This is a genomic window from Streptomyces sp. UG1 (genome assembly GCF_049974585.1).
Classification (GTDB): domain Bacteria; phylum Actinomycetota; class Actinomycetes; order Streptomycetales; family Streptomycetaceae; genus Streptomyces.
The window spans coordinates 317,208-339,509 of sequence record NZ_JBNGGG010000001.1; the positions used below are offsets into that span (position 1 = coordinate 317,208).

Sequence of the window (22,302 nt, forward strand, 5' to 3'; positions counted from 1 at the left end):
AAGGAGAGACGCTGGTCGCGCGTTACATGCCGGAGAAGGCCGACGTCTTGCCCGCCGCCGGGGCGCCGCCGGCCGAGCCGGAGCCGCCCGCGTCGATGCCCGCCAGGGCCTGGTAGATCTCTTCGGCGGTGCTGCCGGCGATGCGGCGGTTGTCGTTGACCGCGTTCTGGAAGCGGACGAGCAGGTTGCCGATGTGGGCCATGCGCTCGTTGATCTCGGTCTGCTTGCGGTCGAAGGACACGGCACCCTGGCCTTGCCACTTGCCCTCGACGCCGTCGATCACGGCGTGGAGCTGCTGCAACTGCTGCTTCACCGACCCGAAGCGTTCGTTGAGTTCCTGCTCGAACTGCCGCAGTACGTCGTCAGTGACCTTCTGGGTTCCCGCCATCTGCCCGCCGCACGCCCTCGCCCGACGTCACAGCCGAGCAGTTGCGGGCCCGCAACTGGTGGAGCGGCACCCTTCATGCAGCGCATCAAGGAACTGGGCGCCCAGGGCGTCGTGTGCCGGCCGGGCGAGGAATCTTCGTCTCGCGCAGGCGGGGGAACCTGCTGGTGCAGACGGGCCTCATGGGAGGGGAGGGCCAGCCACGCGCGGCTCGCCCGGGAGGGGTCCCGGGAACTGCTCTGTAGCGTGCGGGGGTGAGCAATACCCGAGAAGACGTCAAAGCGTTGATCTGGGTGATCGGCGGTATCGCCGCCCTCGTCACGATCGGTCTGACCATCACCCTCGCCATCGGTGGCATCAGTTGGCTGACCGCTCCATTCCGCGGCGAAGTCGACAAGCGAGACCGCACCGACGGTTCAGGTGAGTTCCGGATCGCCACGTACGAGGAGTTCTTCGGACTCTGTTCCACGGTGCAGTCCAAAGAAGGAACCATCAAGGCCCTGGAAGAGGAGGACAAGACGGCCTCCGAGTCGAGGCGGGCTCAGATCAGAACCTCCCTCACCGCCTTGAAGTCGTCCCGGATCGAAGCGGTCAACGAATACAACGCCAAAGCCGCACAAGAGCACCGGAGCGCCTTCAAGGACAAGGACCTGCCGCCGCGGCTGGACGTGAACGACATGAGTACCACGTGTGCGCCGTGACGAAGAGGAGAAGGAGAGAAAGGGAGAAGGCCATGAAGCGCGTCAAACGCACCGCACTGGCCGTCGCCGCCGTTCTGTCGGTCGGCTTCAGCGCCGCCGCCTGCGAGGACGACTCCACACAGGCGAAGGAGACGGAGGCGAAGCAGAAGGGCTACGACAGACTCGTGGCGAACCAGCCGATCGAGGTCCCCGAGTACTCCACGACGCGCGAGACCATCAACAGGTGGATCAAGACCTGGGGGAAGGCAAGCTCGAAGGGCAAGCTCAGCTACGTCTACCTTCAGAACGCCAAGGGGGAGTACGGCTACTTCGTTCTGAAGGGCCTCCCCGTCTCGTACTGTGCGCTGGGTACGCCACCGTCGAAGACGGAGTCGAACAACAGCGGCGGTCTGGTCAACGTCCCCCTCCCGGAAATGGACGGCACCTACAGCGACGGGTCCGGGACCTGCAACACCTACTACGGCTTCGACGCCACCACGGGTGCCTACATGGAGTTCACCCTCGGCATGAACCAGAGCTTCTTCCTCTTCGACCAGCCCTCGACGCTGCCGGAGTTCAGCTCCGCGTCCCAGATGGGGCCCAGCTCGATCGAGGACGTGGCCCCCTGAGCGGCCGAGGCGCGGAAGATCCGGCGAACCTGCACACCGTTCACCGAGTGGTCATACGAGACCTGAGCGGCCGTCACGTTCCGAGGAGTGCCGAGGAATTTGGCGGGGATTTGCCCGCTGTGGAAACCGGGGCGCAACACCGTGCGCGGAGCGAGATGGCGGGCTGTGTGAGGGTGTCGGCGCATCTCTTGACCAGATCATCACGCAGGTGAAGCCGGTCCACTCGATTCGGCCCGGTGCTCCCGCCTCCCAGTGGTCCGCTCACCTGCGGCGTGCTTGGATCACGTGCTCGGTGGTGTCGCCGAGAAACGGTTCCCTGTCCTGGGAAGCGGGCGGACACCACCCCTGATCAAGAGCTCACTCGAAGGGAACCGCTCCCCATGAACCTCAGCCCCCAGGTGAACACGGCCGAACTGTCGGACGCCGCCCTGGACAACGTCTCCGGCGGTATGGCCGCCAGCGGCTCCGGCGCCCTCTCGGGCAGCCTCTCCGGCGGTCTCGCCGGTCACCTCCACGCCGAGACCCCGCTCGGCGCTGTCTGCGCCGACGTGGTCGCCGCAGCCTCGGCGGAGGGTGTCACGGCGGGCGTGAACGTCAGCGCCATAGCCGGCTGACGACACAGGCCCTCCATGGCCCGGCGGGCGGACCGCAGGAATGCATCCGTGTGTTTTCTGTATTTCTGCGGTCCGCCCCAGGCAGCCACATGCCCGGTGACTGACCCGGTCACCCGGCCCCGACCGTCACCCGAACCCCCACCCCAACCCCCCACCCCGCCATAACCCCCGCCCCCGCCTCCAGCACATGCCGCGACCGCAGCCGAGGCAACCCCAACCGACCCGGCGCCATGGTCCGTACGGCGACGACACGCAACCCCCGGTCGAGGTAGGCGACATCGATCGGCATGCGCATGCGGAACGTGTGCACGCTGCTCGCCGGAGTCAGCAGCATCGCCCCGTCGATGGCGTCACGCCCGAGGAGCCCCTTCGTGCGGGTCCGGTACGACGAGGCGATCTCCAGGGGGACCGACACGTCGCCCCGTTCGCCGTGAACGATCAGCGTCCCGTGCCCGTCACGCCACCGCCGCCCCATCCCGGCCCCTCCCGCCGCTCCCGGATTCTCGGTTGTCCGGCCAGTGTTACCCGGGTAGGAAAGGTCTCATGACTGGACTCGGCGCAGTGTTCCGTCCCCAACTCGCACCCGAACGACTCCGCACCGTCGCCCGGCTCGCCGACGACGCGGGCCTCGAAGAGCTGTGGCTCTGGGAGGACTGCTTCCGGGAGGGCGGGATCTCCACCGCGGCGGCCGCCCTCGCCTGGACCGAGCGGATCAAGGTCGGCGTGGGGCTGCTGCCCGTACCGTTGCGGAACGTCGCGATCACCGCCATGGAGGCCGCCACCCTGCACCGGATGTTCCCGGGACGGCCGATCCTCGCCGTCGGACACGGTGTGCAGGACTGGATGGGGCAGGTCGGGGCCCGGGTCGATTCCCCGGTGACCCTGCTGCGGGAGCATCTCGACGCCCTGCGCGCCCTGTTGCGCGGCGAACTGGTGACCGTCGAGGGGCGGTACGTCAAGCTCGACGACGTCGCCCTGGACTGGCCGCCCGCGGAGCCCGTGCCCGTCATCGCCGGCGCCACCGGGCCCCGCTCGCTGCGGCTGGCCGGTGCCGCCGCCGACGGGACGCTGCTCACGGCCGGGACTCCGCCCGAGGGCGTACGCAGGGCGCGGCAGCTCATCGACGAGGGGCGGGAGTCGGCGGGGCGGACCGGTACCGAGCCGCACGAGGTCGTCGTCTACCTGCTCACCGCCACCGGGGCCGACGGGCCCGCCCGGCTCAGGGCCGAACTGGCGGCCGAGGGGCTCGCCTCCGTGCCCGATCTCGGCGTCGCCGGGGACGCGGGGGCGGTGGCGAAGGCCGTACAGCGGCTCGCGGACGCCGGCGCGGACACCGTGGTGCTCCAGCCGACGGGGGACGAGCCCGACCCGGAGGGCTTCGTGCGGTTCGTGGCGGAGGAGGTGCGGCCGTTGGTGCCGTAGCGCTCCGCTGGGGGTGCCGCGATGGGCCGTCGATCGTGTGCGGCGCCGTCGTGGCTTGTCGCGCCCACGCGGCGGAGCCGCAAATCGACACAGCCCCGCGCCCCTTCAGGGCGCCGCCGAACCGCAGTGGATCGGCGCGGGGCGTTGTCAGTGGCTGCTGCCACACTCCTGGGCATGAGCGATGACCCGGACCCCGACAGCATCGACCACGACCTGGACGTACGGCTCCGCGAGGTGCTCGACGCCGACCTGGAGGCCTTCCTCGCCCACGAGCACGACCCGGAGGCCCTGCGGCGGTCGAGATTCACGCCCCGGCCGCGCGACGCCTTCATGAAGCACTGGCGGACGAGCGTGCTCGGGGACGAGACCTGTCTCGTGCGGACGGTCCTGGCGGGGGACGATGTGGCCGGCAGCGTCGTCTCCTGGTGGGACGGTGAGCGCCGCTTCCTCGGGTACTGGCTCGGGCGGCCCTACTGGGGGCGCGGCATCGGCACCAAGGCCCTTGCCCTCTTCCTCGACACGGAGCGGATCCGGCCCCTGTACGCCGACCCCTTCCACGCCAACACCGCCTCCGTACGCCTCCTCGAACACCACGGCTTCCAACGGTCCGGCACCGTCCGGCACGGCGACGACGAGCATGTGCTGCTGGTGCTGTCCGGCCCCGGTCGGCACGGCCGCTGATCTCCTGCCGTCCAACCGCCGAAAACCAGCGGCGGCCGCCGACCCCGCCCTGCGATCATGACCGCATGGCAGAGCACAGCCGTTCGTTCGAGGAACTCGTCGCCGAAGGCGCCGCCGTGCCCACCGAGGGCTGGGACTTCTCGTGGTTCGAGGGCCGGGCCACCGAGGCGCGGCCGAGCTGGGGGTACGCCGTGTCGCTGGCCGAGCGGCTGGCCGGTGCGAGCGCCGCGCTCGACCTCCAGACCGGGGGCGGGGAGGTCCTCGACTTCGCGCTCGGCCGGGCCCCGAAGGCGCCCGTGCTGACCGCCGCCACCGAGGGCTGACCGCCGCCACCGAGGGCTGGCCGCCGAACGTCGCCAAGGCCACCGCCCTGCTCGCCCCGCGCGGTGTCGCGGTCGTCGCCTCGCCCGAGGACGCCCCGCTGCCGTTCGCCGACGCGGCTTTCGACCTCGTCACGAGCCGGCATCCGGTGCGGGCGAACTGGACGGAGATCTCGCGCGTGCTGCGACCCGGCGGTGCCTATTTCGCCCAGCACGTCGGGCCGCACAGCGTCTTCGAACTCGTCGAGTACTTCCTCGGGCCCCAGCCCGACGAGGTCCGCAGCGGCCGCCATCCCGACCGGGAGCGCGCCGACGCCGAGGCCGCCGGCCTGGAGATCGCCGATCTGCGGGCGGAGAGACTCCGCATGGAGTTCCACGACATCGCCGCCGTCGTCCACTTTCTGCGCAAGGTGGTGTGGATGGTCCCCGGGTTCACGGTCGAGGCGTATCGGCCCCAACTGCGCGCTCTGCAGGAGCAGATCGAGTCCGAGGGCCCCTTCGTCGCCCACAGCACCCGCCATCTCTTCGACGCGCGCAAGCCGAGCCCTTGATCCTTGAGCAGGCCTCCCGAAGTTGTCCGGTGCGAACGGGCTCGGCCCCGTCGGAATCGCCGTCAGCGCTCCGCACCACAGGGGCAAGGGTGCAAACCGTGCATTCGTGGGCGAAGGTCCCCAGTCCCCTGCGCATCCAAGGGTGCTCACCTTCTCCACATTGTTATAGGCGCTGACTCGCTTTCCTCAGGGCTCTCACGTAAGTTCAGACCAAGGTAATTCGCGTACGCAAAGCTGCGTGGCGGCACCGCGCAGCGGAGGGGGCTGCGCGGTGCCATGTCCCGGTGACACCCCGCTGCTGGACGCGCGTCGCTTCGGTGTCGCATCCGCCCGGCCTCTTGACGTGCGAAGTCAAGGGGGCGTTCGCGGTCGGGGTCACCCGGGGGAGGGAGGTGCGGACAAGTCGCCTGGCGGGCCTCAAGTAGCGGCAAACCCTCCGGATCCATCCGTATCCCTCCCGTTTCCCCTGGGAATACGGCTCGAACCCGCCATGAATCCGCCACGAAGGCGCCCTCTCGCGGCCACCACCCCGTCGCCGAGCGATTTCGGAGAGTAGTTGTGGCACGCCGATGCGCGCAGCATCACTTACGAAGGGTTATGGTGGAAGCCCCCCCTCGGGCCGGTCCGTCTCCCCCCCACGGACCGGCCCGTTTTTTTGCCCCGACGCCTGCGGTCCCGCTCGAGGAGCCGCCCCGGGCGCCCGGCGGCCAACCCGCACCCGAACCCCCGGCCCAGGCCCCACAGGGGTACGCTTCGCCGGAGGGGACCGCCGTACGGAGGGGCTGACGAACACGTGAACCTGCGCGACAAGCTGCGCAACCTGCTGGTCAGGCTGTACGCACGCCGGGTGGAGGGCCACCTGGACCACGCTCAGGTGCCCAAGCACATCGGCGTCATCATGGACGGCAACCGGCGCTGGGCGAAGGCCGCGGGTTCCACCACCGTGCACGGTCACCGGGCGGGTGCCGAGAAGATCGAGGAGTTCCTCGGCTGGTGCACCGAGATCGACGTGGAAGTCGTCACCCTCTGGCTGCTGTCGACCGACAACTTCGACCGGCCGCAGGAAGAACTCGTCCCGCTGCTCGGCATCATCGAGGACGTCGTACGGACCCTCGCCGCCGACGGCCGCTGGCGAGTGCATCACGTCGGCACCCCGGATCTGCTGCCCGCGCCGATGCAGACCACGTTGAAGGAGGCCGAGGAATCCACGGCCCACGTCGACGGGATACTGGTCAACGTCGCCATCGGCTACGGCGGACGCCAGGAGATCGCCGACGCCGTGCGCTCCATGCTTCTCGACGCCCACGACAAGGGCACCTCGATGGAGGACCTTGCCGAGACGGTCAGCGTCGACCTGATCGGCCGCCACCTCTACACCGGTGACCAGCCCGACCCCGACCTCGTGATCCGCACCAGCGGCGAGCAGCGGCTGTCCGGATTCATGCTCTGGCAGACGGCCCACTCCGAGTACTACTTCTGCGAGGTCTTCTGGCCGGCCTTCCGTAAGGTCGACTTCCTGCGCGCCCTGCGCGACTACGCGGCCCGACACCGGCGTTACGGCGGCTGAGGACCCTTTCGGCCACCGGATCGCCGTATTTCGGCGAGGTGAAAGTCACCTTCTTCGGTACAGAAGTAACAAGGAGTTCACCGGGGCGCCGTCATATGCGCTGGCATGGCACCGCGTGTTCGAGGGCATAAGGCAAGCAGGTCGACGCCCGAACCACGGGTGTCGTATCTCAGCGGGCGGCGCCGGAGCCGTCCGCCCGGGAGGCCCTTTGCACCAGCCCGACCGTGCGGTCACGGCACGGAAGAAGCAGTGGAGGGCCGGTTTTCGGCCCGTGCCTGGTGCACAGCGAGGCCGACGACCGGTCCAGCTCCACTCCGTCGCTCCCCGACCTCATCCGAGGGGGTACGTCCTTCCGTGGTGACCAGCACAAAGCGCCACAAGCCAGACCGGCGCACCTACGTTCTCGACACCAGCGTCCTGCTGGCCGACCCGAACGCCCTGAACCGCTTCGACGAGCACGAGGTCGTGCTCCCCATCGTCGTGGTGACGGAACTGGAGGCCAAGCGGCACCATCCCGAACTCGGCTACTTCGCCCGGCAGGCACTGCGCCTGCTCGACGACTACCGGGTGAAGCATGGCCGTCTCGACGCCCCCATCCCGATCGGGGACCTCGGCGGGACCGTCCGTGTCGAGCTCAACCACTCGGACCCCAGCGTTCTGCCGACCGGCTACCGCCTGGGGGACAACGACTCCCGCATCCTCGCGGTCGCCCGCAATCTGCAGGCCGAGGGGTTCGACGTCACCGTCGTGTCGAAGGACCTGCCGCTCAGGATCAAGGCCTCGTCCGTCGGTCTCCTCGCCGAGGAGTACCGCGCCGAGCTCGCCATCACCGATTCCTCCGGCTGGACCGGAATGTCCGAACTGACCCTGCCGGGCGAACAGGTGGACATCCTCTTCGAGGAGGGGCATGTCTTCGTCCCCGAAGCGGCCGACATGCCGGTGCACACCGGGCTGACCATCCACTCCGAGCGCGGCAAGGCGCTGGGCCGGGTCACACCCGAGGGCAACATCCGTGTGGTGCGCGGCGATCGGGAGGCCTTCGGCATCAAGGGCCGCAGTGCCGAGCAGCGGATCGCGCTCGACCTGCTGCTCGACCCGGACGTCGGGATCGTGTCGATGGGCGGCCGGGCCGGCACCGGCAAGTCGGCGCTGGCGCTGTGCGCGGGTCTGGAGGCGGTCCTCGAGCGCCGTCAGCACCAGAAGGTGATGGTCTTCAGGCCGCTGTACGCGGTGGGCGGGCAGGAGCTGGGCTATCTGCCGGGCACCGAGGCCGAGAAGATGAGCCCCTGGGCGCAGGCGGTCTTCGACACCCTCTCCGCGGTCACCAGCCGAGAGGTCATCGAAGAGGTCACCGCGCGCGGCATGCTGGAGGTGCTTCCCCTCACGCACATCCGCGGACGCTCGCTGCACGACGCGTTCGTGATCGTGGACGAGGCGCAGTCGCTGGAACGGAATGTGCTTCTTACCGTTCTGTCCCGAATCGGTGCCAATTCGCGGGTGGTTCTCACCCACGACGTGGCCCAGCGGGACAATCTGCGGGTCGGGCGCTACGACGGTGTCGTCGCCGTCGTGGAGAAGCTGAAGGGTCATCCCCTCTTCGCCCACGTCACCCTGACGCGGTCCGAGAGGTCCCAGATCGCCGCCCTTGTGACCGAAATGCTGGAGGACGGGCAGATCTGACCCAAGTGCACAACTTGCGGTAGCTACTCGTCGGTTGGCGCCGTTCGGAAGGCGGGAGAGCCTATCCGGGCGGCGCCTCGGCGTGTGCGGCTTTCCGCAAAACCCCAGGGACAAACGAGGTGTGAGCTTTCACACGCAACACAGAATTGCCTTGCGGCGTCCGCGTGCGGCAGAGTCTCACTCCTGTCAGGCCCCGCATACGACACACCTGTACCCCCAGCGGTACGGACCCACAGCGACACCACCACCAACTGCATAGTGACGTCGTATGCCGCCCGAGTCAGTACGCGGCGCTCCCTCGCGGGAGTTGCCCACCGGGTCCGTGCCTCCCGTGACCCCGCAGTTGGGAGGCCAGTGCCAGGGGCAAGATTGCGTCCGCCAGGGTCACCGAAGCGGGCGATGCTGGAAGGAAACCGTGTGAGTCCGATTTCGGTCAGGGGATTCGCAGTGGCCTCGGCCACCGCGGTCACCGCTGTCGGAAGCGTCGTCGGCGTTGCCTCGGGCAGCACCGCGCAGAACAACGACGCCGAGGCGACGGCAGCCGATTCGACGCTCCTCGCGGACATACCCGCGGGCCAGCAGGCCCAGGTGCAGACCGAGTCCGTGTCGGCGCAGGCCGATGTCCAGGCCATCGCCGCGGACGTGAGCGCCAAGAAGGACGCCGAGGAGGCGGCCCGCAAGGCTGCCGCCCAGAGCGCGATCGAGAAGAAGGCAGCCGCCGAGAAGGCGGCCAAGGAAGCCAAGGAGCGCGAAGAGGCCGAGGCGAAGGCGTCCCGGTCCTCCGCCGCCGACTTCCCCGTCCAGAGCTCGTACACCGTCGCGCAGATCCAGGCGATGGCGCGGTCCATGGTGCCGAGCGACCAGTGGCAGTGCTTCAGCAACATCGTGGACCACGAGTCGAGCTGGAACTACCGGGCGGTCAACCCCTCCTCCGGCGCCTACGGCCTCTTCCAGGCCCTGCCCGGTTCCAAGATGTCGTCCGTCGGCTCGGACTGGCAGACGAACCCGGCCACCCAGATCAAGTGGGGCCTGAACTACATGAACGAGCGCTACGACAGCCCCTGCGGCGCCTGGAGCTTCTGGCAGGCCAACCGCTGGTACTGATCATCGGTACCGAGCCCGCGCTCAACCCCGCAGAGCCCCTCACCGTCCTTCGGTGAGGGGCTTTCGCTCTTGTGCGGACCGTGCCATGTACGGTCGGAATCCACGACTCCAGGGGGAGTGGTGGGGAGAGACGGGGGAAGAGGACGGATCATGTCGCGAATGCCAGGGTGGCTCGGCCGGCTCGGTGCCGGGCTGACCGAGATGAGCGAGCGGTTGGACGAGCGCCGCGCCGCGGTGGAACGGGAGAGCGCCGAACTCCAGCCGGCCCGGCAGTCCGCCGCCGCTGAACCGGCCCCCGGCGACGCCCCACCGCCCTCCGGCCACGTCCCGGCGCCCCCCGACTACGCGCCCAGCGCTCCGCCGCCCCGACCCGACCCCGCACAGGTCGTGCCGTGGGGCGTACGGGTCGCGGCCGAGGCGGGCTGGCGGCTGCTGGTGCTGGCCGGCACCGTCTGGGTGCTGATGCGGGTCATCAGTGCCGTCCAACTCGTGGTGCTGGCCTTCGTCATCGCCCTGCTCCTGACCGCGCTGATGCAGCCCTCGGTGGCCTGGCTGACCCGGCGCGGAGTGCCGCGCGGGCCCGCCACCGCGCTGACCGCGATCCTCGGGTTCGTCGTCATCGGGCTGATGGGCTGGTTCGTGACCTGGCAGGTCATGGAGAACATCGACAACCTCTCCGACCAGGTCCAGGACGGCATCGACGAGCTGCGCAACTGGCTGCTCAACAGCCCCTTCCACGTCACCGACAAGCAGATCAACGACATCGCCGAGAACCTCCGCAACGCGATCGGCGCCAACACCGACGAGATCACCTCGGCCGGCCTCGAAGGCGTGACGGTCGTCGTCGAAGCCCTCACCGGCATTCTGCTGGCCGCCTTCTCCACCCTCTTCCTGCTCTACGACGGCAAGCGCATCTGGCAGTGGACGCTGAAGCTGGTGCCCGCAGCGGCCCGGCCGGGCGTCGCGGGCGCCGGCCCGCGCGCGTGGGCGACGCTCACGGCGTACGTACGCGGCACCGTCCTCGTCGCCCTGATCGACGCCGTCTTCATCGGCATCGGCATCTACTTCCTCGATGTGCCGATGGCCGTGCCGCTGGCCGTCTTCATCTTCCTGTTCTCCTTCATCCCGCTCGTCGGCGCGGTGGCCTCCGGCGCCCTGGCCGTGGTCGTGGCGCTGGTGACCCAGGGCGTCTTCACCGCGGTCATGACCCTCGCCGTCGTCCTGGCCGTCCAGCAGATCGAGGGCCACGTCCTGCAGCCGTTCATCCTCGGCCGCGCGGTCCGCGTCCATCCGCTGGCGGTCGTGCTGTCGGTGGCGGCCGGGGGCATGGTGGCGGGGATCGGCGGCGCGGTGGTCGCCGTACCGCTGGTGGCGGTGTCGAACACGATCGTGGGGTATCTGCGGGCGTATGCGCAGGAGTCGGCACCGCGGCTCCCGGCAACGCAGGAGACCCCGCCCACCGAGGGTGAGCGGGGTCCACAGGGCGAGGGCGACTACTCGACGTCGGCCAGCACTGCCTCGGCCTCCAAGGCGGAGCCGACGGCCTGAACCACGGACGCGATCTTGAACGCCTCCTGAACGACCTCGCGGTCCACGCCCGCCTTGCGCAGCACCTGCTCGTGCGAGTCCAGGCACATGCCGCAGCCGTTGATGGCGGACACCGCGAACGACCACAGCTCGAAGTCGACCTTGTCGACACCGGGGTTGCCGATGACGTTCATCCGGAGCCCCGCGCGCAGGTTGCCGTACTCGTGGTCGGACAGCAGGTGCCGGGTCCGGTAGAAGACGTTGTTCATCGCCATCACCGCGGCCGCGGACTTCGCCGCCCGGTACGCCTCCGGCGACAGGTTCGCCTTCGCCTCCGGTGCCAGCTCGCGCAGCACGATCGGGGAGCGGGAGGCGATCGCCGTGGCGAGCACCGTGCCCCAGAGCTGCTGGGCCGGGAGATCCGAGTTGCCGATGACCGAGCCCAGGTTGAGCTTCAGGTCCTTGGCGTAGTCCGGTATGCGGGACTTCAGGGAGTCGAGGGACATGGCACTCACTCTCCGGCGAGGAGCTTGACCGGGTCCAGGGTCTCGTCGCCCTTGCTCCAGTTGCACGGGCACAGCTCGTCGGTCTGCAGGGCGTCCAGGACCCGCAGGACCTCCTTGGGGTTACGGCCGACGGAGCCGGCGGTCACCATGGAGAACTGGATCTCGTTGTTCTGGTCGACGATGAACACGGCACGCTTGGCGAAGCCGTCCTCGCCCTCGATGCCGAGGTCGCGCATCAGCTCGTGCTTGGAGTCGGCCATCATCGGGAACGGCAGGTCGCGCAGGTCGTCGTGGTCCTTGCGCCAGGCGTGGTGGACGAACTCCGAGTCACCGGAGAAGCCGAGGACCTGGGCGTCGCGGTCGGCGAACTCCTCGTTCAGCTTGCCGAAGGCCGCGATCTCGGTCGGGCAGACGAAGGTGAAGTCCTTCGGCCAGGCGAAGACGATCTTCCACTTGCCCTCGTAGGTCTTGTGGTCGATCGTCTCGAACTCCCTGCCCTTCTCCAGCGAGACGCAGGCGGTCAGTTCGAACTCGGGGAACTTGTCACCGACAGTGAGCACACGCTCTCCTTGCAGCGAGGAGACACCCGTTCGGTACAGGTGTCTCCCATGGGGTTGGACCTTACCGATCCTGGCACAAGCTGCATTGATATGGGAAATAGCTATGCTCGGTCAGGTTGATCGGAGGAGCCTATCGATGACCGTCGGTAAGAGGAGACAGCCCAGCCTCGCCCAGTTGCGGGCCTTCGCCGCCGTCGCCGAGCATCTGCACTTCCGGGACGCGGCCGCCGCGATCGGCATGAGCCAGCCCGCGCTCTCGGGTGCCGTGTCCGCGCTGGAGGAGACCCTCGGCATCACGCTGCTGGAGCGCACGACCCGCAAGGTGCTGCTCTCCCCGGCCGGCGAGCGGCTGGCCGTACGGGCGAAGGCGGTGCTGGTCGAGGTCGGCGCGCTGATGGAGGAGGCGGAGGCGGTCCGGGCGCCGTTCACCGGCGCGCTGCGCCTCGGGGTCATCCCGACGGTGGCGCCGTATCTGCTGCCGACGGTGCTGCGGCTGGTCCACGACCGGTATCCGCACCTCGACCTCCAGGTCCACGAGGAGCAGACCGCGAGCCTGGTCGACGGGCTCACCACGGGCCGCCTCGACCTGCTTCTCCTCGCCGTGCCGCTCGGTGTGCCCGGTGTGGCCGAACTGCCGCTGTTCGACGAGGACTTCGTGCTGGTCGCGCCCCTGGACCACCCGCTCGGCGGCCGCGAGGGCATTGCGCGCGAGGCGCTCAAGGAGCTGAACCTGCTACTGCTCGACGAGGGGCACTGCCTGCGCGACCAGGCCCTCGACATCTGCCGCGAGGCGGGGAGAGCGGACGCCCCGGTCACGACCACGGCCGCTGGACTGTCCACCCTGGTGCAGCTCGTCGCCGGCGGCCTCGGCGTCACCCTGCTGCCGCGCACCGCCGTCAAGGTCGAGACCAGCCGCAGCAACCAGTTGCTGACCGGCTGCTTCGCCGACCCGGCCCCGACCCGCCGCATCGCCCTCGCGATGCGCACGGGCGCCGCCCGCAGCGCGGAGTACCAGGAACTGGCGGCCGCACTGCGGGCGGCGCTGAGCCCGCTGCCCGTACGGGTGCTGGAGGCGGACGCCCCCTAGGTGACGCTCACTCCGTGCGCAGCCCGTCCGGCCGCATCAGCCGCAGCAGCGGGGGCAGGCTGAGCAGGGTCACGGCGAGGACGACGCCCGCGCCGACGCCCGTCATCGACAGCACGCTCGTCCAGTCCACGACGATCGGGGTGGCCGTCATCTTCAGCAGGATCGCGCCCAGGGTCAGCCCCACCACCGTGGACAGCAGCAGGCCCAGGGCGATCGGGATGGCCGTCTGCCACAGCACCGACAGGCTCAGCGTGCGGCGCCGGGTCCCGAAGGCGACCAGCGAGGACAGCAGCTTCTTGCGGTCGCGGAGCTGCTCGAGCTGGGAGACCAGCAGGCTCGCGCCGATCAGCGCCATCACGGCGACGGCGCCGACGAACAGGCCGGTGCGGATGGTGTCGTAGCGGTCGGTCGTCCGGGTGGAGGCCCAGGTCATGGGCGACGACAGCGGGTCCACGGCCGCCGCCGTGTTCCGTACCCGCTCCATCACGTCGGACACGGAGCCGTCGATCTTGAGGTACACCTGCCCCCTCAGCGCCGGCGCGACGGACGCGGGCAGCGCCTTCGGGGTGAGCAGGAAGCCGCCTCGCTCGCGGCCCATCTGGTCCAGCCGCGTCTCGGCCGGCTTCAGGTCCTTCGGCACGGTCCAGGCGGCCTCCTGGCGCCGCGGGCCGCCTTCGTACGACGGGTCGAGGTACACGGTCCGGCCCGGCTCCGTCACCAGCGTCCGGGTGTCGTCGTCCTCGGCGTTCGACACGTAGAAGGCGTCACCGTCCCGGCACGAGGGGAGCTTGGCCACCTCGCGCAGCGACGCGCAGTCGCCGACGGTCATCTCGGCGCCCACGTCCGGATCCATGCGCCGCTCGCCCAGGTAGCCCTCGGCGTACGCGTGGACCTGCCGGACGCCCTCGGTGTCCCGGAACTTCTCGGCCGCCGGGCCGAGTGAGGCGCCACGGGACATGGTGACCTGCATCTGCGCCCGCTGGGTGTCGTACCCGGTGTCCTCGATGTAGCCGCTCTCCACCCCGGCGAACAGCATCTGCAGCGCGATCGCCCCGGCGACCGCCACCGCGACGCCGTTGACCATGCGGGCCGCCGTGCCGCTGCTCAACTGGAGCCTGCGCACGGCCAGTTGCCAGGCGACACCGCCCGAGCCGAGCCGGGCGACGACCGCCTCGACGATCCAGGGCAGCAGCGTGGTCACGCCGATGAGCAGCAGGAGCACACCGCCGATGACCAGGTACTCGTTGAAGGTGCCGCCGTCGCGGCCCTGGCCGATCATCGGCCACAGCATCGCCAGGCCGCCCAGCGGCAGCAGCAGCCGCCACCACAGCTTGCGCCGCGAGGGCTTTGCCGTGCGCACCACGCCGAGCGGCTCGATGACCACCCCGCGCATCGCGAACATCGTGACCAGCACGGCCGCCGCCGGCACCGCGAGGCCGACGAGCACGGCCAGCATGGGGGAGGGGTTGAGATAGCTCGGGAAGACGCTGACGTCGAACACCTCGACCGAGCCCGCGATCTCCCGCCCGACCATGAAGAAGACCGCGCCGAAGACCAGTCCGAGCGCGGCGCCCGCCAGCGCCTCGCCGGCCGCGACCCGCCGGGTCATCCGGCTGTCGGAGCCGACCAGCCGCAGCGCCGCGAGCCGTCGGTCGCGCCGCTCGCCGCCGAAGCGCACGGCCGCGGCGATGAACACGGCGACCGGCAGCAGCAGCACCACGAAGACGACGACGACCATGAGGATCAGCACCGGGTCGGTCCGTGTCTCGACCGGGTTCGTGTCCCCGAACCGGTCGATACGGGCCACCCGGGAGCCGTCGATGTGCGGCGCGAGGCCCTCGCCGCCCCGGAAGAAGGCGAGTTCGTGCGAGCCGATCAGCCCGCTCTCCCCGATGGTGCCGACGATCCGCTCCGGCAGCCGCTCGCGCAGCAGCTTGGCGCCGTCCGACTCCAGCAGCCTCTTCAGCGCGGGGGAGACGACTATCTCGCCCACCGCCGGGAACTTGTCCACCCCCGGCGGCAGCGGTGCCTTCGCTCCCTCGGGTTCCAGCGCCCGGCCGCGGACGTCCTTGTTGCGGAAGTCCGTGTCGACGTCCGCGACGATCAGGGTGGCGTCCGACTTCTTCTTGTCCGTAGGGCCGAAGTGGATGTCGGAGCGGGCGCTCTCCCGTTCGTGCCGGACCGTCAGCATGTTCGGGACCGCCGTCGTCAGCAGCAGCAACGCCACCCCGAGGCCGACCCCGACCGCCGTCAGCAGGGCCCGGACCCATCCTTCGCGTCCGCCGGCGAAGGCGAACCGGACCCCCATGCCCAGATCCCGGGCCCACTGACCCGTGTTCATACGACGCGCTCCATGTCCCGGGACCTGCCGTCCCGTACGACGATCTCGCGGTCGGAGTAGGCGGCCACCCGAGCCTCGTGCGTGACGAGGACGACGGCGGCGTTGGTGGAGCGGGCGGCGTCCGTGAGCAGCTCCATCACGCGCTCGCCGTTGAGGGAGTCCAGCGCGCCGGTCGGCTCGTCGGCGAACAGCACGCGCGGGTTGGTCACCAGCGCCCGGGCGACGGCGACGCGCTGCCCCTGGCCGCCGGAGACCTCACCGGGCCGCTTCTTGCGCAGATCGTCGACCTCCAGCCGCTCCATCCAGGTCAGGGCGGCCTTCTCGGCCTCCTTGCGTGAGGTGCCGTTCAGCCGCAGCGGAAGGGCGACGTTCTCCACGCAGGTCAGCTCCGGCACGAGCTGCCCGAACTGGAAGACGAAGCCGAACTCCGAGCGCCTGAGCGCGCTGCGCTGGGCGTCGCTCATGGTGGCCAGCTCGAGCCCGTTGTAGGTGATGGAGCCCGAGTCGGGCGGCACGATGCCGGCGAGACAGTGCAGCAGCGTCGACTTGCCGGAGCCGGACGGGCCCATGACGGCGACGACCTCGCCGGGGTGGATGGAGAACTCGGCGCCGTCGAGCGCGAGGGTCGGGCCGTAGGCCTTGCGCAGCTCTTCGGCCGCGAGCAGGGAACCGGGAGGCGGAGTCACTTGACCACCACCTCGGCCAGCTTGTCGAGGCGTGCGGCGGTCAGCTCCAGCCAGCGCAGGTCGGCCTCGAGATGGAACAGGGCGTGGTCGCAGATGAGCTGGTCGGCCAGGTTCCCCTTCCTCTTGCGGTCGGTGAGGATCCGCATCAGCCGCAGATGCTCGGCGCGCTGGGTGTCGAGGATGTCGGCCGCGTTGCGCCGGGTGAGCAGGGCGAGGACGACCTTGGTGTAGAGGGTCGACTGGAGGTACGGCTCCGGCTTCTCGGGCGTCGCGAGCCACTGCTGTACGTCGGTGATCCCGGCGTCCGTGATGGCGTACCGCTTGCGCTCGGGCCCGCCGCCCGGCTCGATCCCGTCGACCTCGACGAGCCCGTTCTTCAGCAGCCGGGACATCGTGGAGTAGACCTGGCCGTAGTGCAGCGGCCGGTCGTGACCGAACTTCTCGTCGAAGGCCCGCTTCAGGTCGTAGCCGTGACGCGGGCCCGATTCCAGGAGCCCCAGGAGGGTGTGACCAATGGACATGGCGAGGACTCTACACGGGGTGTATACGCAGCATGTATACGCCGGGTGTGCAGCTCGTGGCCGTGGGTGCGGAGCCCCAGGTGGGAGTCGATTGTCACGGTTCTGCTACTGGGACTCGGGGGGCTGCGCGGGCGGGCGGCCGCGCCGGGGGATCGGCTTGGCCTCGCCCGGCAGCCGCCCCGCCTCCGCCAGGGCGCGCCGCAGCAGGAACTCGATCTGCGCGTTGGCCGAGCGCAGTTCGTCCCCCGCCCACCGGGCCAGCGCCTCGTACACCGACGGGTCCAGCCGCAGCAGCACCTGCTTGCGCTGCTGCGGTCGCCGCTTCGGCGAGGAGTCCTCCGAAGGAACCGTCACTGGTAGAGCGTCCCGGTGTTGAGGACCGGCTGCGGGGACCTGTCGCCGCACAGCACCACCATCAGGTTCGACACCATCGCCGCCTTACGCTCCTCGTCCAACTCCACGATGTCCTGCTCGGTGATCCGCGCGAGCGCCGCCTCGACCATGCCCACCGCTCCGTCGACGATCTGCCGCCGGGCCGCGACGACCGCCCCGGCCTGCTGCCGCTGGAGCATCGCGGAGGCGATCTCGGGAGCGTACGCGAGATGCGTGAAGCGCGACTCGATGATCCGCACTCCGGCCGCCTCCACGCGCGCGTGCAGTTCGGCGGCGAGCTTCTCGGTGATCTCCTCGGCGTTGCCGCGCAGCGAGAGCCCGCCCTCGTCGTGGGCGTCGTACGGGTACTCGATGGCTATGTGCCGCACCGCCGCCTCGGTCTGGGTGGAGACGAACTCCAGGAAGTCGTCCACCTCGAACGTGGCCTGCGCGGTGTCCTCGACCTTCCACACCACCACCGCGGCGAGTTCGATCGGGTTGCCGTAGGCGTCGTTGACCTTCAGCACGGCCGTCTCGTGGTTGCGGACCCGGGTCGAGATCCGCGTGCGGGAGGTGAAGGGGTTCACCCAGCGCAGCCCGTCCTCCCGGATCGTCCCCCGGTAGCGGCCGAAGAGCTGGACGACCCGCGCCTCGCCCGGCGCGACCATGTTCAGACCGGACATGGCGAGCAGTGAGCCGAGCGCAGCGAGCGCGCCGGGCACGATCAGCGTGGCCTTGACGCCGGCGACGGCCGCGGCGACGGCCCCGCCCGCCACCAGCCCGCCCCCGACCAGCAGCCCCACCAGGCCGAGCAGCAGGGCGCGTCCGCCGCCGATGCTGTGCGCCGTGAACTCCCGTACTCGTGGCTCGGGCATGTCGGGTACGTCAGTGGTGTTCGACATGGGCTGTATCCCCCGTTTCATCCGGAAACACTGGCGTGCTTCCACTAGCGTCGATCTATCTAAGTGATAACACTTTACCCCGCCCGAGCAACCCTACACACCCCCCGACCGTCGGTTCTGGTGGGACAGGTGCTGATTGTCACGTCCGCAAAAGGCCGGATCGACAGGCCTTTGTCACATCTTCCGGTGTTAGCTTTCTGAGCTGACCTGGGCGGCGAACCTGTGTGGCAGCAGTGCACACCAGAACGAAGCGGAGCGGATCGGACCCATGGGACGAGCGGAAGAGAGACGAGCGCGGCAGCGCGGCGGCCGCCGCGCCGCACCCCGGCGTTCGTCCGGGACGCCGTCGAACACGGGCGCCGGCGAGTCGACCACCGTCATCGGCACACCGTCGGACGCGGTCGGCGGCCGGGCCGCGGCCCGCCGGGCGGCCAGGTCCGGGGGCAAGGGCCGAATACGACGGCTGTTCACCTGGAAGAAGATGCTCGGCACGTTCCTCGGCATCTGTCTGCTCGGCGTAGGTGCCTTCATCGCGCTGTACATGATGATCGAGATTCCCCAGGGCAACGACGACGCCAAGCTGCAGAGCAACATCTACAAGTACAGCGACGGTTCGGTCCTGGCCCGCACCGGTGATCTCAACCGTGAGATCGTGCCGCTGTCCGAGGTGCCCAAGCCCGTGCAGCGGAGCTTCGTCGCCGCCGAGAACAAGACCTTCTACAAGGACTCCGGCGTCGATCTCAAGGGCACCGCCCGCGGCCTGCTCAACACACTCACCGGAAAGGGCGCCCAGGGCGGTTCGACGATCACCCAGCAGTACGTCAAGAACTACTACCTGACGCAGGAGCAGACCGTCTCCCGCAAGCTCAGGGAACTGGTCATCTCGCTCAAGCTGGACCGCGAGAAGTCCAAGGACTACATCCTCGCCGGCTACATCAACACCAGCTACTACGGCCGCGGCGCCTACGGCATCCAGGCCGCCGCGCAGGCCTACTACCGCGTCGACGCCAGGGACCTCGACGTCGAACAGGGCGCCTATCTCGCGGCGCTCCTCCAGGCGCCGAACCAGTACGACTGGGCCATCGCCAGCGACAAGGGCAAGCGCATGGCCAAGGCGCGCTGGAACTACGTGCTGGACAACATGGTCGAGCAGGACTGGCTGGGCAAGGCCGAGCGCGAGGCCATGAAGTTCCCGGAACCCAAGGCGCCCAAGGCGGACGCCGGTCTGAAGGGCCAGGCCGGCTACCTGGTGAAGGCGGCCAACGACGCGCTCGACAAGCAGCTTGTGGACCAGGGGATCGCCGAGGACAAGGAGCAGGCCGAAAGGCTGCGTAACGTCGGCGGCTGGACCATCACCCTCAACATCGACAAGAAGAAGCAGGCGGCGCTGGAGAAGGCCGTCAAGACGCAGTTGACCAGCAAGCTGGACGCGAAGAAGCGCAAGGTCGACGGGAACGTCCAGGCCGGTGCGGTGTCCGTCGACCCCAAGACCGGCGGGGTCGTCGCGATGTACGGCGGCGTGGACTACTTGAAGCACTTCACGAACAACGCGACCCGCACCGACTACCAGCCCGCCTCGACGTTCAAGCCGGTGATCCTCGCGGCGGCCGTGGACGAGCGCTCCGAGACCCAGGACGGCGAGCCGATCACGGCGGACACCGTTTACGACGGCACGAGCAAGCGCCCCGTCGTGGACAACGGCACCAAGGTCGGCTTCGCGCCCGAGAACGAGGACGACGTGGACTACGGCGACATCACCGTCCAGACGGCGATGAACAAGTCCGTCAACTCCGTCTTCGCGCAGATGGGCGTCGACGTCGGCATGCCCAAGGTGATGGAGGTCGCGGGCAGGCTCGGCATGAACACCGAGGGCCTGCAGGCGGTGCCCGCGCAGACCCTCGGCTCCATGGGCGCCAGCCCGCTGGCCATGGCCGGGGTCTACGCGACCCTCGACAACCACGGCAAGAAGGTCACCCCCGCCATCATCAAGAAGGTCGAGCACGACGTCCGCGCGGTCGAACTCCCGGACCCGATCGGCGACCAGGTCATCAGCCGCGAGGCCGCGGACACGGTGACCTCGGTGCTGACCGGAGTGGTCGACGACGGTACGGCGCGGGCGTCCGTGCGGAACAACCCGCTGCGCGACGGCCAGCAGGTCGCGGGTAAGACGGGTACGTCCGACGAGAACATCTCGGCCTGGTTCACCGGCTTCACACCCGACCTGGTGACCTCGGTCGGGCTGTTCGGTGAGGAACCCAAGCCCCCGTACAAGCACGTCTCGATGTACAAGGCGGCCGGCCTGCCCCGGATCAACGGCGGCGGTTTCCCGGCGGAGATCTGGGCGGCGTACATGTTCGGCGTGACGGACACGGACGCCGAGTTCGACCTGGACACCGATCAGGGCGCCGCGGTCAAGCCGACGTTCACCCCGCCGCCGACGCCGACGGACGATCCGACGACGAAGGAGCCGACGGAGGAGCCGACGACGAAGGAGCCGACGGAGGAGCCGACGACCAAGGAGCCGACGGAGGAGCCGACGACCGAGGAGCCGACGGAGGAACCGACCACGGAGGATCCGTCGGCACCCTCGACGATCGAGCCGACGGATCCGATAACCCTGGATCCCGGCAGACCCGACAACGACCAGTAGGAACGAGGAGGGCGCCCAACATCACAGCGGGTGCCCTCCTCGTTCCAGGTGGGCCTGGAGGTCCGGCGTCAGTTGCAGAGCGTGGCCGACGCCTGGGAACACATCACGGCCAAGGGGTCGCTGTTCTCGTACCTCACAGGACCCGCGTACTGACTGAAGGTGCCCTCGTCGACCTTGCAGGCCGCCCCCGACCTGTTGGGGCACAGCTTCAGCTTCATCTTCTTCGCACTGCTCGTGTTGTTGTCGAACACGGCGCAGACCCCGTGCCTGCCCACAGAGGACTTCACGTAGCTGAAGAGGGTGCCGTAGCGCCTGGCGTCGGGAAGCCGCTCCGCGAACTCCAGCTCGTATCCGCTGCCGCAGAGGTTCGCCGATGCTCTGACGGCAGCGGGCTGCGCCTCGGCGATGGCGCGGGTCTGCGCATGCTGGGCGCCTGAACCCCTTGGACATCGCCGCCGACGAGCGCGTGAAGCTGGGGCTGGACGACGACTGCAGCACCGGCTGGGGGCAGATCCACGCGTGGCTCAACGAGGACGAGACGTACAACATCCGCTCGGTCGCCTACCTGACCATCTACAACGCCCATCAGATCGGCGCCGCCCGACCGAGCCTCACCACCAGCCTGTCCGAGACCCAGGCACTGCTGGCCCGGTACAACGGGACCAACGATGCCGCCCAGAAGTACGGCCGTGAGTGATCGGCCTGTACAACGTGCTGGAGAACTACAACATGCTGTCGCGCGCCGAGTGAGACCGAATGAAGACGAGCACCGCACACCCGTGGCTCCAGCTCGGCCTTCCCCTGGTGGTCAACGTCCTGCTGGGGATTCCAGCCGTGGTACCCGCGTTCACGCTGTGGTACTTCGCGTCGAACTGGCCGCTCGCCGCCGTGGGCTGGACCGAACGCGAGCCCACCGAGAACGACGGTGTGCTGCCCTGGGTGATGGTCGCCACACCGATCCTCACCCTGTTCGGTCTCGCCTGGTGGCTGGCCAACCGTCCTTTCCGGCGCAGGACGGCGCTGTCACCCCGCGCGTACTGGCTGCTGAGCGCTGCGGCCACGGCGCTGCCCACGCTCACTCTCGTCATCATCAGCTGGGGAAGGAACTGAAGACGTGCACAACAACACGCGCACCGGCATGACCGGTATGCCGAGACGTACCCTGGTCAAGGGTTCCGGTGTGCTCACCGCCACGACCGCCCTGGGCTCCTTCACCGCGTCCACCGCCGTGGCCGCGGCCGCGAGTGTCCCCGTGAGCGCTCAGCGACGCGGCCCGTCCCGGGTACCGGGCTGGAGGTCGACATCCGGATCGGCGACGTGGAGGCGATCTTGCTCCACGTCGTCCGGCGCAGCGGCGCCATTTCCTGGTCCAGATGATCGCAGGGCGGCCAGCACCGCCTGATGCGCGGCGGGCGACAGACCCGTCCCGCAACCAGCGCGTCCCGCTGCTCGGGCCCGAGTAACTCACCCGACGGGGCCGGGGACCCCGTGGTGGAGGAGAATGGCGTGGATGCGCT

General features: G+C 69.3%; 24 protein-coding genes and 1 pseudogene. 16 read left to right on the forward strand and 9 right to left on the reverse strand.

The window, feature by feature from the left end:
* Positions 1–22: 22 nt before the first annotated feature.
* Positions 23–388, reverse strand: a complete 366-nt coding sequence (locus ACP4J3_RS01495) for a WXG100 family type VII secretion target (RefSeq protein WP_426529449.1) — start codon at positions 386–388, stop codon at positions 23–25.
* A gap of 251 nt (positions 389–639) precedes the next feature.
* On the opposite strand from ACP4J3_RS01495, the gene ACP4J3_RS01500 reads away from it, so the two are divergent.
* The 3 genes from ACP4J3_RS01500 to ACP4J3_RS01510 all read left to right on the forward strand — a co-directional run bounded on the left by ACP4J3_RS01500 (position 640) and on the right by ACP4J3_RS01510 (position 2,308).
* Positions 640–1,086: a hypothetical protein gene (locus ACP4J3_RS01500; RefSeq protein ID WP_426529451.1), complete on the forward strand. Its 447-nt coding sequence runs from the start codon at positions 640–642 to the stop codon at positions 1,084–1,086.
* Positions 1,087–1,118: 32 nt separating this feature from the next.
* Positions 1,119–1,694: a hypothetical protein gene (locus ACP4J3_RS01505; protein WP_426529453.1), complete on the forward strand. Its 576-nt coding sequence runs from the start codon at positions 1,119–1,121 to the stop codon at positions 1,692–1,694.
* 380 nt (positions 1,695–2,074) lie between these two features.
* On the forward strand, positions 2,075–2,308 hold the full coding sequence (locus ACP4J3_RS01510; protein ID WP_426529455.1) for a hypothetical protein: 234 nt from the start codon (positions 2,075–2,077) through the stop codon (positions 2,306–2,308).
* A gap of 109 nt (positions 2,309–2,417) precedes the next feature.
* On the opposite strand, the gene ACP4J3_RS01515 is transcribed toward ACP4J3_RS01510, so the two are convergent.
* Complete coding sequence (locus ACP4J3_RS01515; RefSeq protein WP_426529457.1) at positions 2,418–2,783, reverse strand: DUF192 domain-containing protein; 366 nt, start codon at positions 2,781–2,783, stop codon at positions 2,418–2,420.
* 68 nt (positions 2,784–2,851) lie between these two features.
* Here ACP4J3_RS01515 and ACP4J3_RS01520 point away from each other — a divergent pair, with 68 nt between their 5' ends.
* From ACP4J3_RS01520 to ACP4J3_RS01550, 7 genes and pseudogenes are all read left to right on the forward strand, one after another.
* Positions 2,852–3,730: an LLM class flavin-dependent oxidoreductase gene (locus ACP4J3_RS01520; RefSeq protein ID WP_426529459.1), complete on the forward strand. Its 879-nt coding sequence runs from the start codon at positions 2,852–2,854 to the stop codon at positions 3,728–3,730.
* 174 nt (positions 3,731–3,904) lie between these two features.
* The gene (locus ACP4J3_RS01525; RefSeq protein WP_426529461.1) at positions 3,905–4,411 is read left to right on the forward strand and encodes a GNAT family N-acetyltransferase; all 507 of its coding nucleotides are present in this window, start codon (positions 3,905–3,907) and stop codon (positions 4,409–4,411) included.
* Positions 4,412–4,476: 65 nt separating this feature from the next.
* Positions 4,477–5,282, forward strand: a pseudogene (locus tag ACP4J3_RS01530) (methyltransferase domain-containing protein).
* 793 nt (positions 5,283–6,075) lie between these two features.
* Positions 6,076–6,849, forward strand: coding sequence for an isoprenyl transferase (locus ACP4J3_RS01535; protein WP_426529463.1), 774 nt, complete (start codon positions 6,076–6,078; stop codon positions 6,847–6,849).
* Positions 6,850–7,203: 354 nt separating this feature from the next.
* Positions 7,204–8,529, forward strand: a complete 1,326-nt coding sequence (locus ACP4J3_RS01540; protein ID WP_426529465.1) for a PhoH family protein — start codon at positions 7,204–7,206, stop codon at positions 8,527–8,529.
* Between the two features lie 399 nt (positions 8,530–8,928).
* A complete protein-coding gene (locus tag ACP4J3_RS01545; RefSeq protein WP_426529467.1) occupies positions 8,929–9,633 on the forward strand; it encodes a transglycosylase SLT domain-containing protein in 705 nt (234 codons plus the stop codon).
* A gap of 150 nt (positions 9,634–9,783) precedes the next feature.
* The gene (locus ACP4J3_RS01550) at positions 9,784–11,181 is read left to right on the forward strand and encodes an AI-2E family transporter (protein WP_426529469.1); all 1,398 of its coding nucleotides are present in this window, start codon (positions 9,784–9,786) and stop codon (positions 11,179–11,181) included.
* On the opposite strand, the gene ACP4J3_RS01555 is transcribed toward ACP4J3_RS01550, so the two are convergent.
* The gene (locus ACP4J3_RS01555; RefSeq protein WP_426529471.1) at positions 11,127–11,666 is read right to left on the reverse strand and encodes an alkyl hydroperoxide reductase; all 540 of its coding nucleotides are present in this window, start codon (positions 11,664–11,666) and stop codon (positions 11,127–11,129) included. The genes ACP4J3_RS01550 and ACP4J3_RS01555 overlap by 55 nt on opposite strands.
* Before the next feature lie 5 nt (positions 11,667–11,671).
* Positions 11,672–12,226 (reverse strand): peroxiredoxin, encoded by a 555-nt coding sequence (locus tag ACP4J3_RS01560; protein ID WP_426529473.1) that lies wholly within the window; start codon positions 12,224–12,226, stop codon positions 11,672–11,674.
* Between the two features lie 136 nt (positions 12,227–12,362).
* On the opposite strand from ACP4J3_RS01560, the gene ACP4J3_RS01565 reads away from it, so the two are divergent.
* Positions 12,363–13,313 carry a LysR substrate-binding domain-containing protein gene (locus ACP4J3_RS01565; RefSeq protein ID WP_426529475.1) on the forward strand — a complete coding sequence of 317 codons (951 nt, stop codon included), beginning with the start codon at positions 12,363–12,365 and terminating at the stop codon, positions 13,311–13,313.
* Between the two features lie 7 nt (positions 13,314–13,320).
* Here the strand turns inward: ACP4J3_RS01565 and ACP4J3_RS01570 are convergent, their stop codons facing one another.
* The 5 genes from ACP4J3_RS01570 to ACP4J3_RS01590 form a co-directional block, all read right to left on the reverse strand.
* Entirely contained in the window at positions 13,321–15,654 is a 2,334-nt protein-coding gene (locus tag ACP4J3_RS01570) for an ABC transporter permease (protein ID WP_426529477.1), read from the reverse strand.
* Entirely contained in the window at positions 15,651–16,340 is a 690-nt protein-coding gene (locus ACP4J3_RS01575; RefSeq protein WP_426529479.1) for an ABC transporter ATP-binding protein, read from the reverse strand. The genes ACP4J3_RS01570 and ACP4J3_RS01575 overlap by 4 nt, the downstream gene beginning before the upstream one ends.
* Entirely contained in the window at positions 16,337–16,861 is a 525-nt protein-coding gene (locus tag ACP4J3_RS01580; RefSeq protein WP_426529481.1) for a PadR family transcriptional regulator, read from the reverse strand. Before ACP4J3_RS01580 ends, ACP4J3_RS01575 begins: the two co-directional genes overlap by 4 nt.
* 105 nt (positions 16,862–16,966) lie before the next feature.
* The gene (locus ACP4J3_RS01585) at positions 16,967–17,215 is read right to left on the reverse strand and encodes a hypothetical protein (RefSeq protein WP_426529483.1); all 249 of its coding nucleotides are present in this window, start codon (positions 17,213–17,215) and stop codon (positions 16,967–16,969) included.
* Complete coding sequence (locus ACP4J3_RS01590; protein WP_426529485.1) at positions 17,212–18,135, reverse strand: SPFH domain-containing protein; 924 nt, start codon at positions 18,133–18,135, stop codon at positions 17,212–17,214. The genes ACP4J3_RS01585 and ACP4J3_RS01590 overlap by 4 nt, the downstream gene beginning before the upstream one ends.
* 268 nt (positions 18,136–18,403) lie before the next feature.
* Between ACP4J3_RS01590 and ACP4J3_RS01595 the strand changes: the two genes are divergently transcribed.
* From ACP4J3_RS01595 to ACP4J3_RS01615, 5 genes are all read left to right on the forward strand, one after another.
* Positions 18,404–20,785: a transglycosylase domain-containing protein gene (locus ACP4J3_RS01595; RefSeq protein ID WP_426529487.1), complete on the forward strand. Its 2,382-nt coding sequence runs from the start codon at positions 18,404–18,406 to the stop codon at positions 20,783–20,785.
* A gap of 30 nt (positions 20,786–20,815) precedes the next feature.
* Positions 20,816–20,938, forward strand: coding sequence for a hypothetical protein (locus ACP4J3_RS01600; protein ID WP_426529489.1), 123 nt, complete (start codon positions 20,816–20,818; stop codon positions 20,936–20,938).
* A 6-nt stretch (positions 20,939–20,944) separates the two neighbouring features.
* Positions 20,945–21,076 (forward strand): hypothetical protein, encoded by a 132-nt coding sequence (locus ACP4J3_RS01605; protein ID WP_426529491.1) that lies wholly within the window; start codon positions 20,945–20,947, stop codon positions 21,074–21,076.
* 151 nt (positions 21,077–21,227) lie between these two features.
* Positions 21,228–21,482: a hypothetical protein gene (locus ACP4J3_RS01610; RefSeq protein ID WP_426529493.1), complete on the forward strand. Its 255-nt coding sequence runs from the start codon at positions 21,228–21,230 to the stop codon at positions 21,480–21,482.
* A 59-nt stretch (positions 21,483–21,541) separates the two neighbouring features.
* Positions 21,542–21,895, forward strand: coding sequence for a hypothetical protein (locus ACP4J3_RS01615; RefSeq protein WP_426529495.1), 354 nt, complete (start codon positions 21,542–21,544; stop codon positions 21,893–21,895).
* Positions 21,896–22,302: the final 407 nt, after the last annotated feature.

Bases quoted from the DNA above. Each gene is read 5' to 3' on its own strand.
- ACP4J3_RS01495 (WP_426529449.1), bottom strand. From the start codon at position 388: ATGGCGGGAACCCAGAAGGTCACTGACGACGTACTGCGGCAGTTCGAG.
- ACP4J3_RS01505 (WP_426529453.1), top strand. From the start codon at position 1,119: ATGAAGCGCGTCAAACGCACCGCACTGGCCGTCGCCGCCGTTCTGTCG.
- ACP4J3_RS01510 (WP_426529455.1), top strand. From the start codon at position 2,075: ATGAACCTCAGCCCCCAGGTGAACACGGCCGAACTGTCGGACGCCGCC.
- ACP4J3_RS01515 (WP_426529457.1), bottom strand. From the start codon at position 2,783: ATGGGGCGGCGGTGGCGTGACGGGCACGGGACGCTGATCGTTCACGGC.
- ACP4J3_RS01520 (WP_426529459.1), top strand. From the start codon at position 2,852: ATGACTGGACTCGGCGCAGTGTTCCGTCCCCAACTCGCACCCGAACGA.
- ACP4J3_RS01525 (WP_426529461.1), top strand. From the start codon at position 3,905: ATGAGCGATGACCCGGACCCCGACAGCATCGACCACGACCTGGACGTA.
- ACP4J3_RS01545 (WP_426529467.1), top strand. From the start codon at position 8,929: ATGCTGGAAGGAAACCGTGTGAGTCCGATTTCGGTCAGGGGATTCGCA.
- ACP4J3_RS01550 (WP_426529469.1), top strand. From the start codon at position 9,784: ATGTCGCGAATGCCAGGGTGGCTCGGCCGGCTCGGTGCCGGGCTGACC.
- ACP4J3_RS01555 (WP_426529471.1), bottom strand. From the start codon at position 11,666: ATGTCCCTCGACTCCCTGAAGTCCCGCATACCGGACTACGCCAAGGAC.
- ACP4J3_RS01565 (WP_426529475.1), top strand. From the start codon at position 12,363: ATGACCGTCGGTAAGAGGAGACAGCCCAGCCTCGCCCAGTTGCGGGCC.
- ACP4J3_RS01570 (WP_426529477.1), bottom strand. From the start codon at position 15,654: ATGAACACGGGTCAGTGGGCCCGGGATCTGGGCATGGGGGTCCGGTTC.
- ACP4J3_RS01580 (WP_426529481.1), bottom strand. From the start codon at position 16,861: ATGTCCATTGGTCACACCCTCCTGGGGCTCCTGGAATCGGGCCCGCGT.
- ACP4J3_RS01590 (WP_426529485.1), bottom strand. From the start codon at position 18,135: ATGTCGAACACCACTGACGTACCCGACATGCCCGAGCCACGAGTACGG.
- ACP4J3_RS01595 (WP_426529487.1), top strand. From the start codon at position 18,404: ATGGGACGAGCGGAAGAGAGACGAGCGCGGCAGCGCGGCGGCCGCCGC.
- ACP4J3_RS01615 (WP_426529495.1), top strand. From the start codon at position 21,542: ATGAAGACGAGCACCGCACACCCGTGGCTCCAGCTCGGCCTTCCCCTG.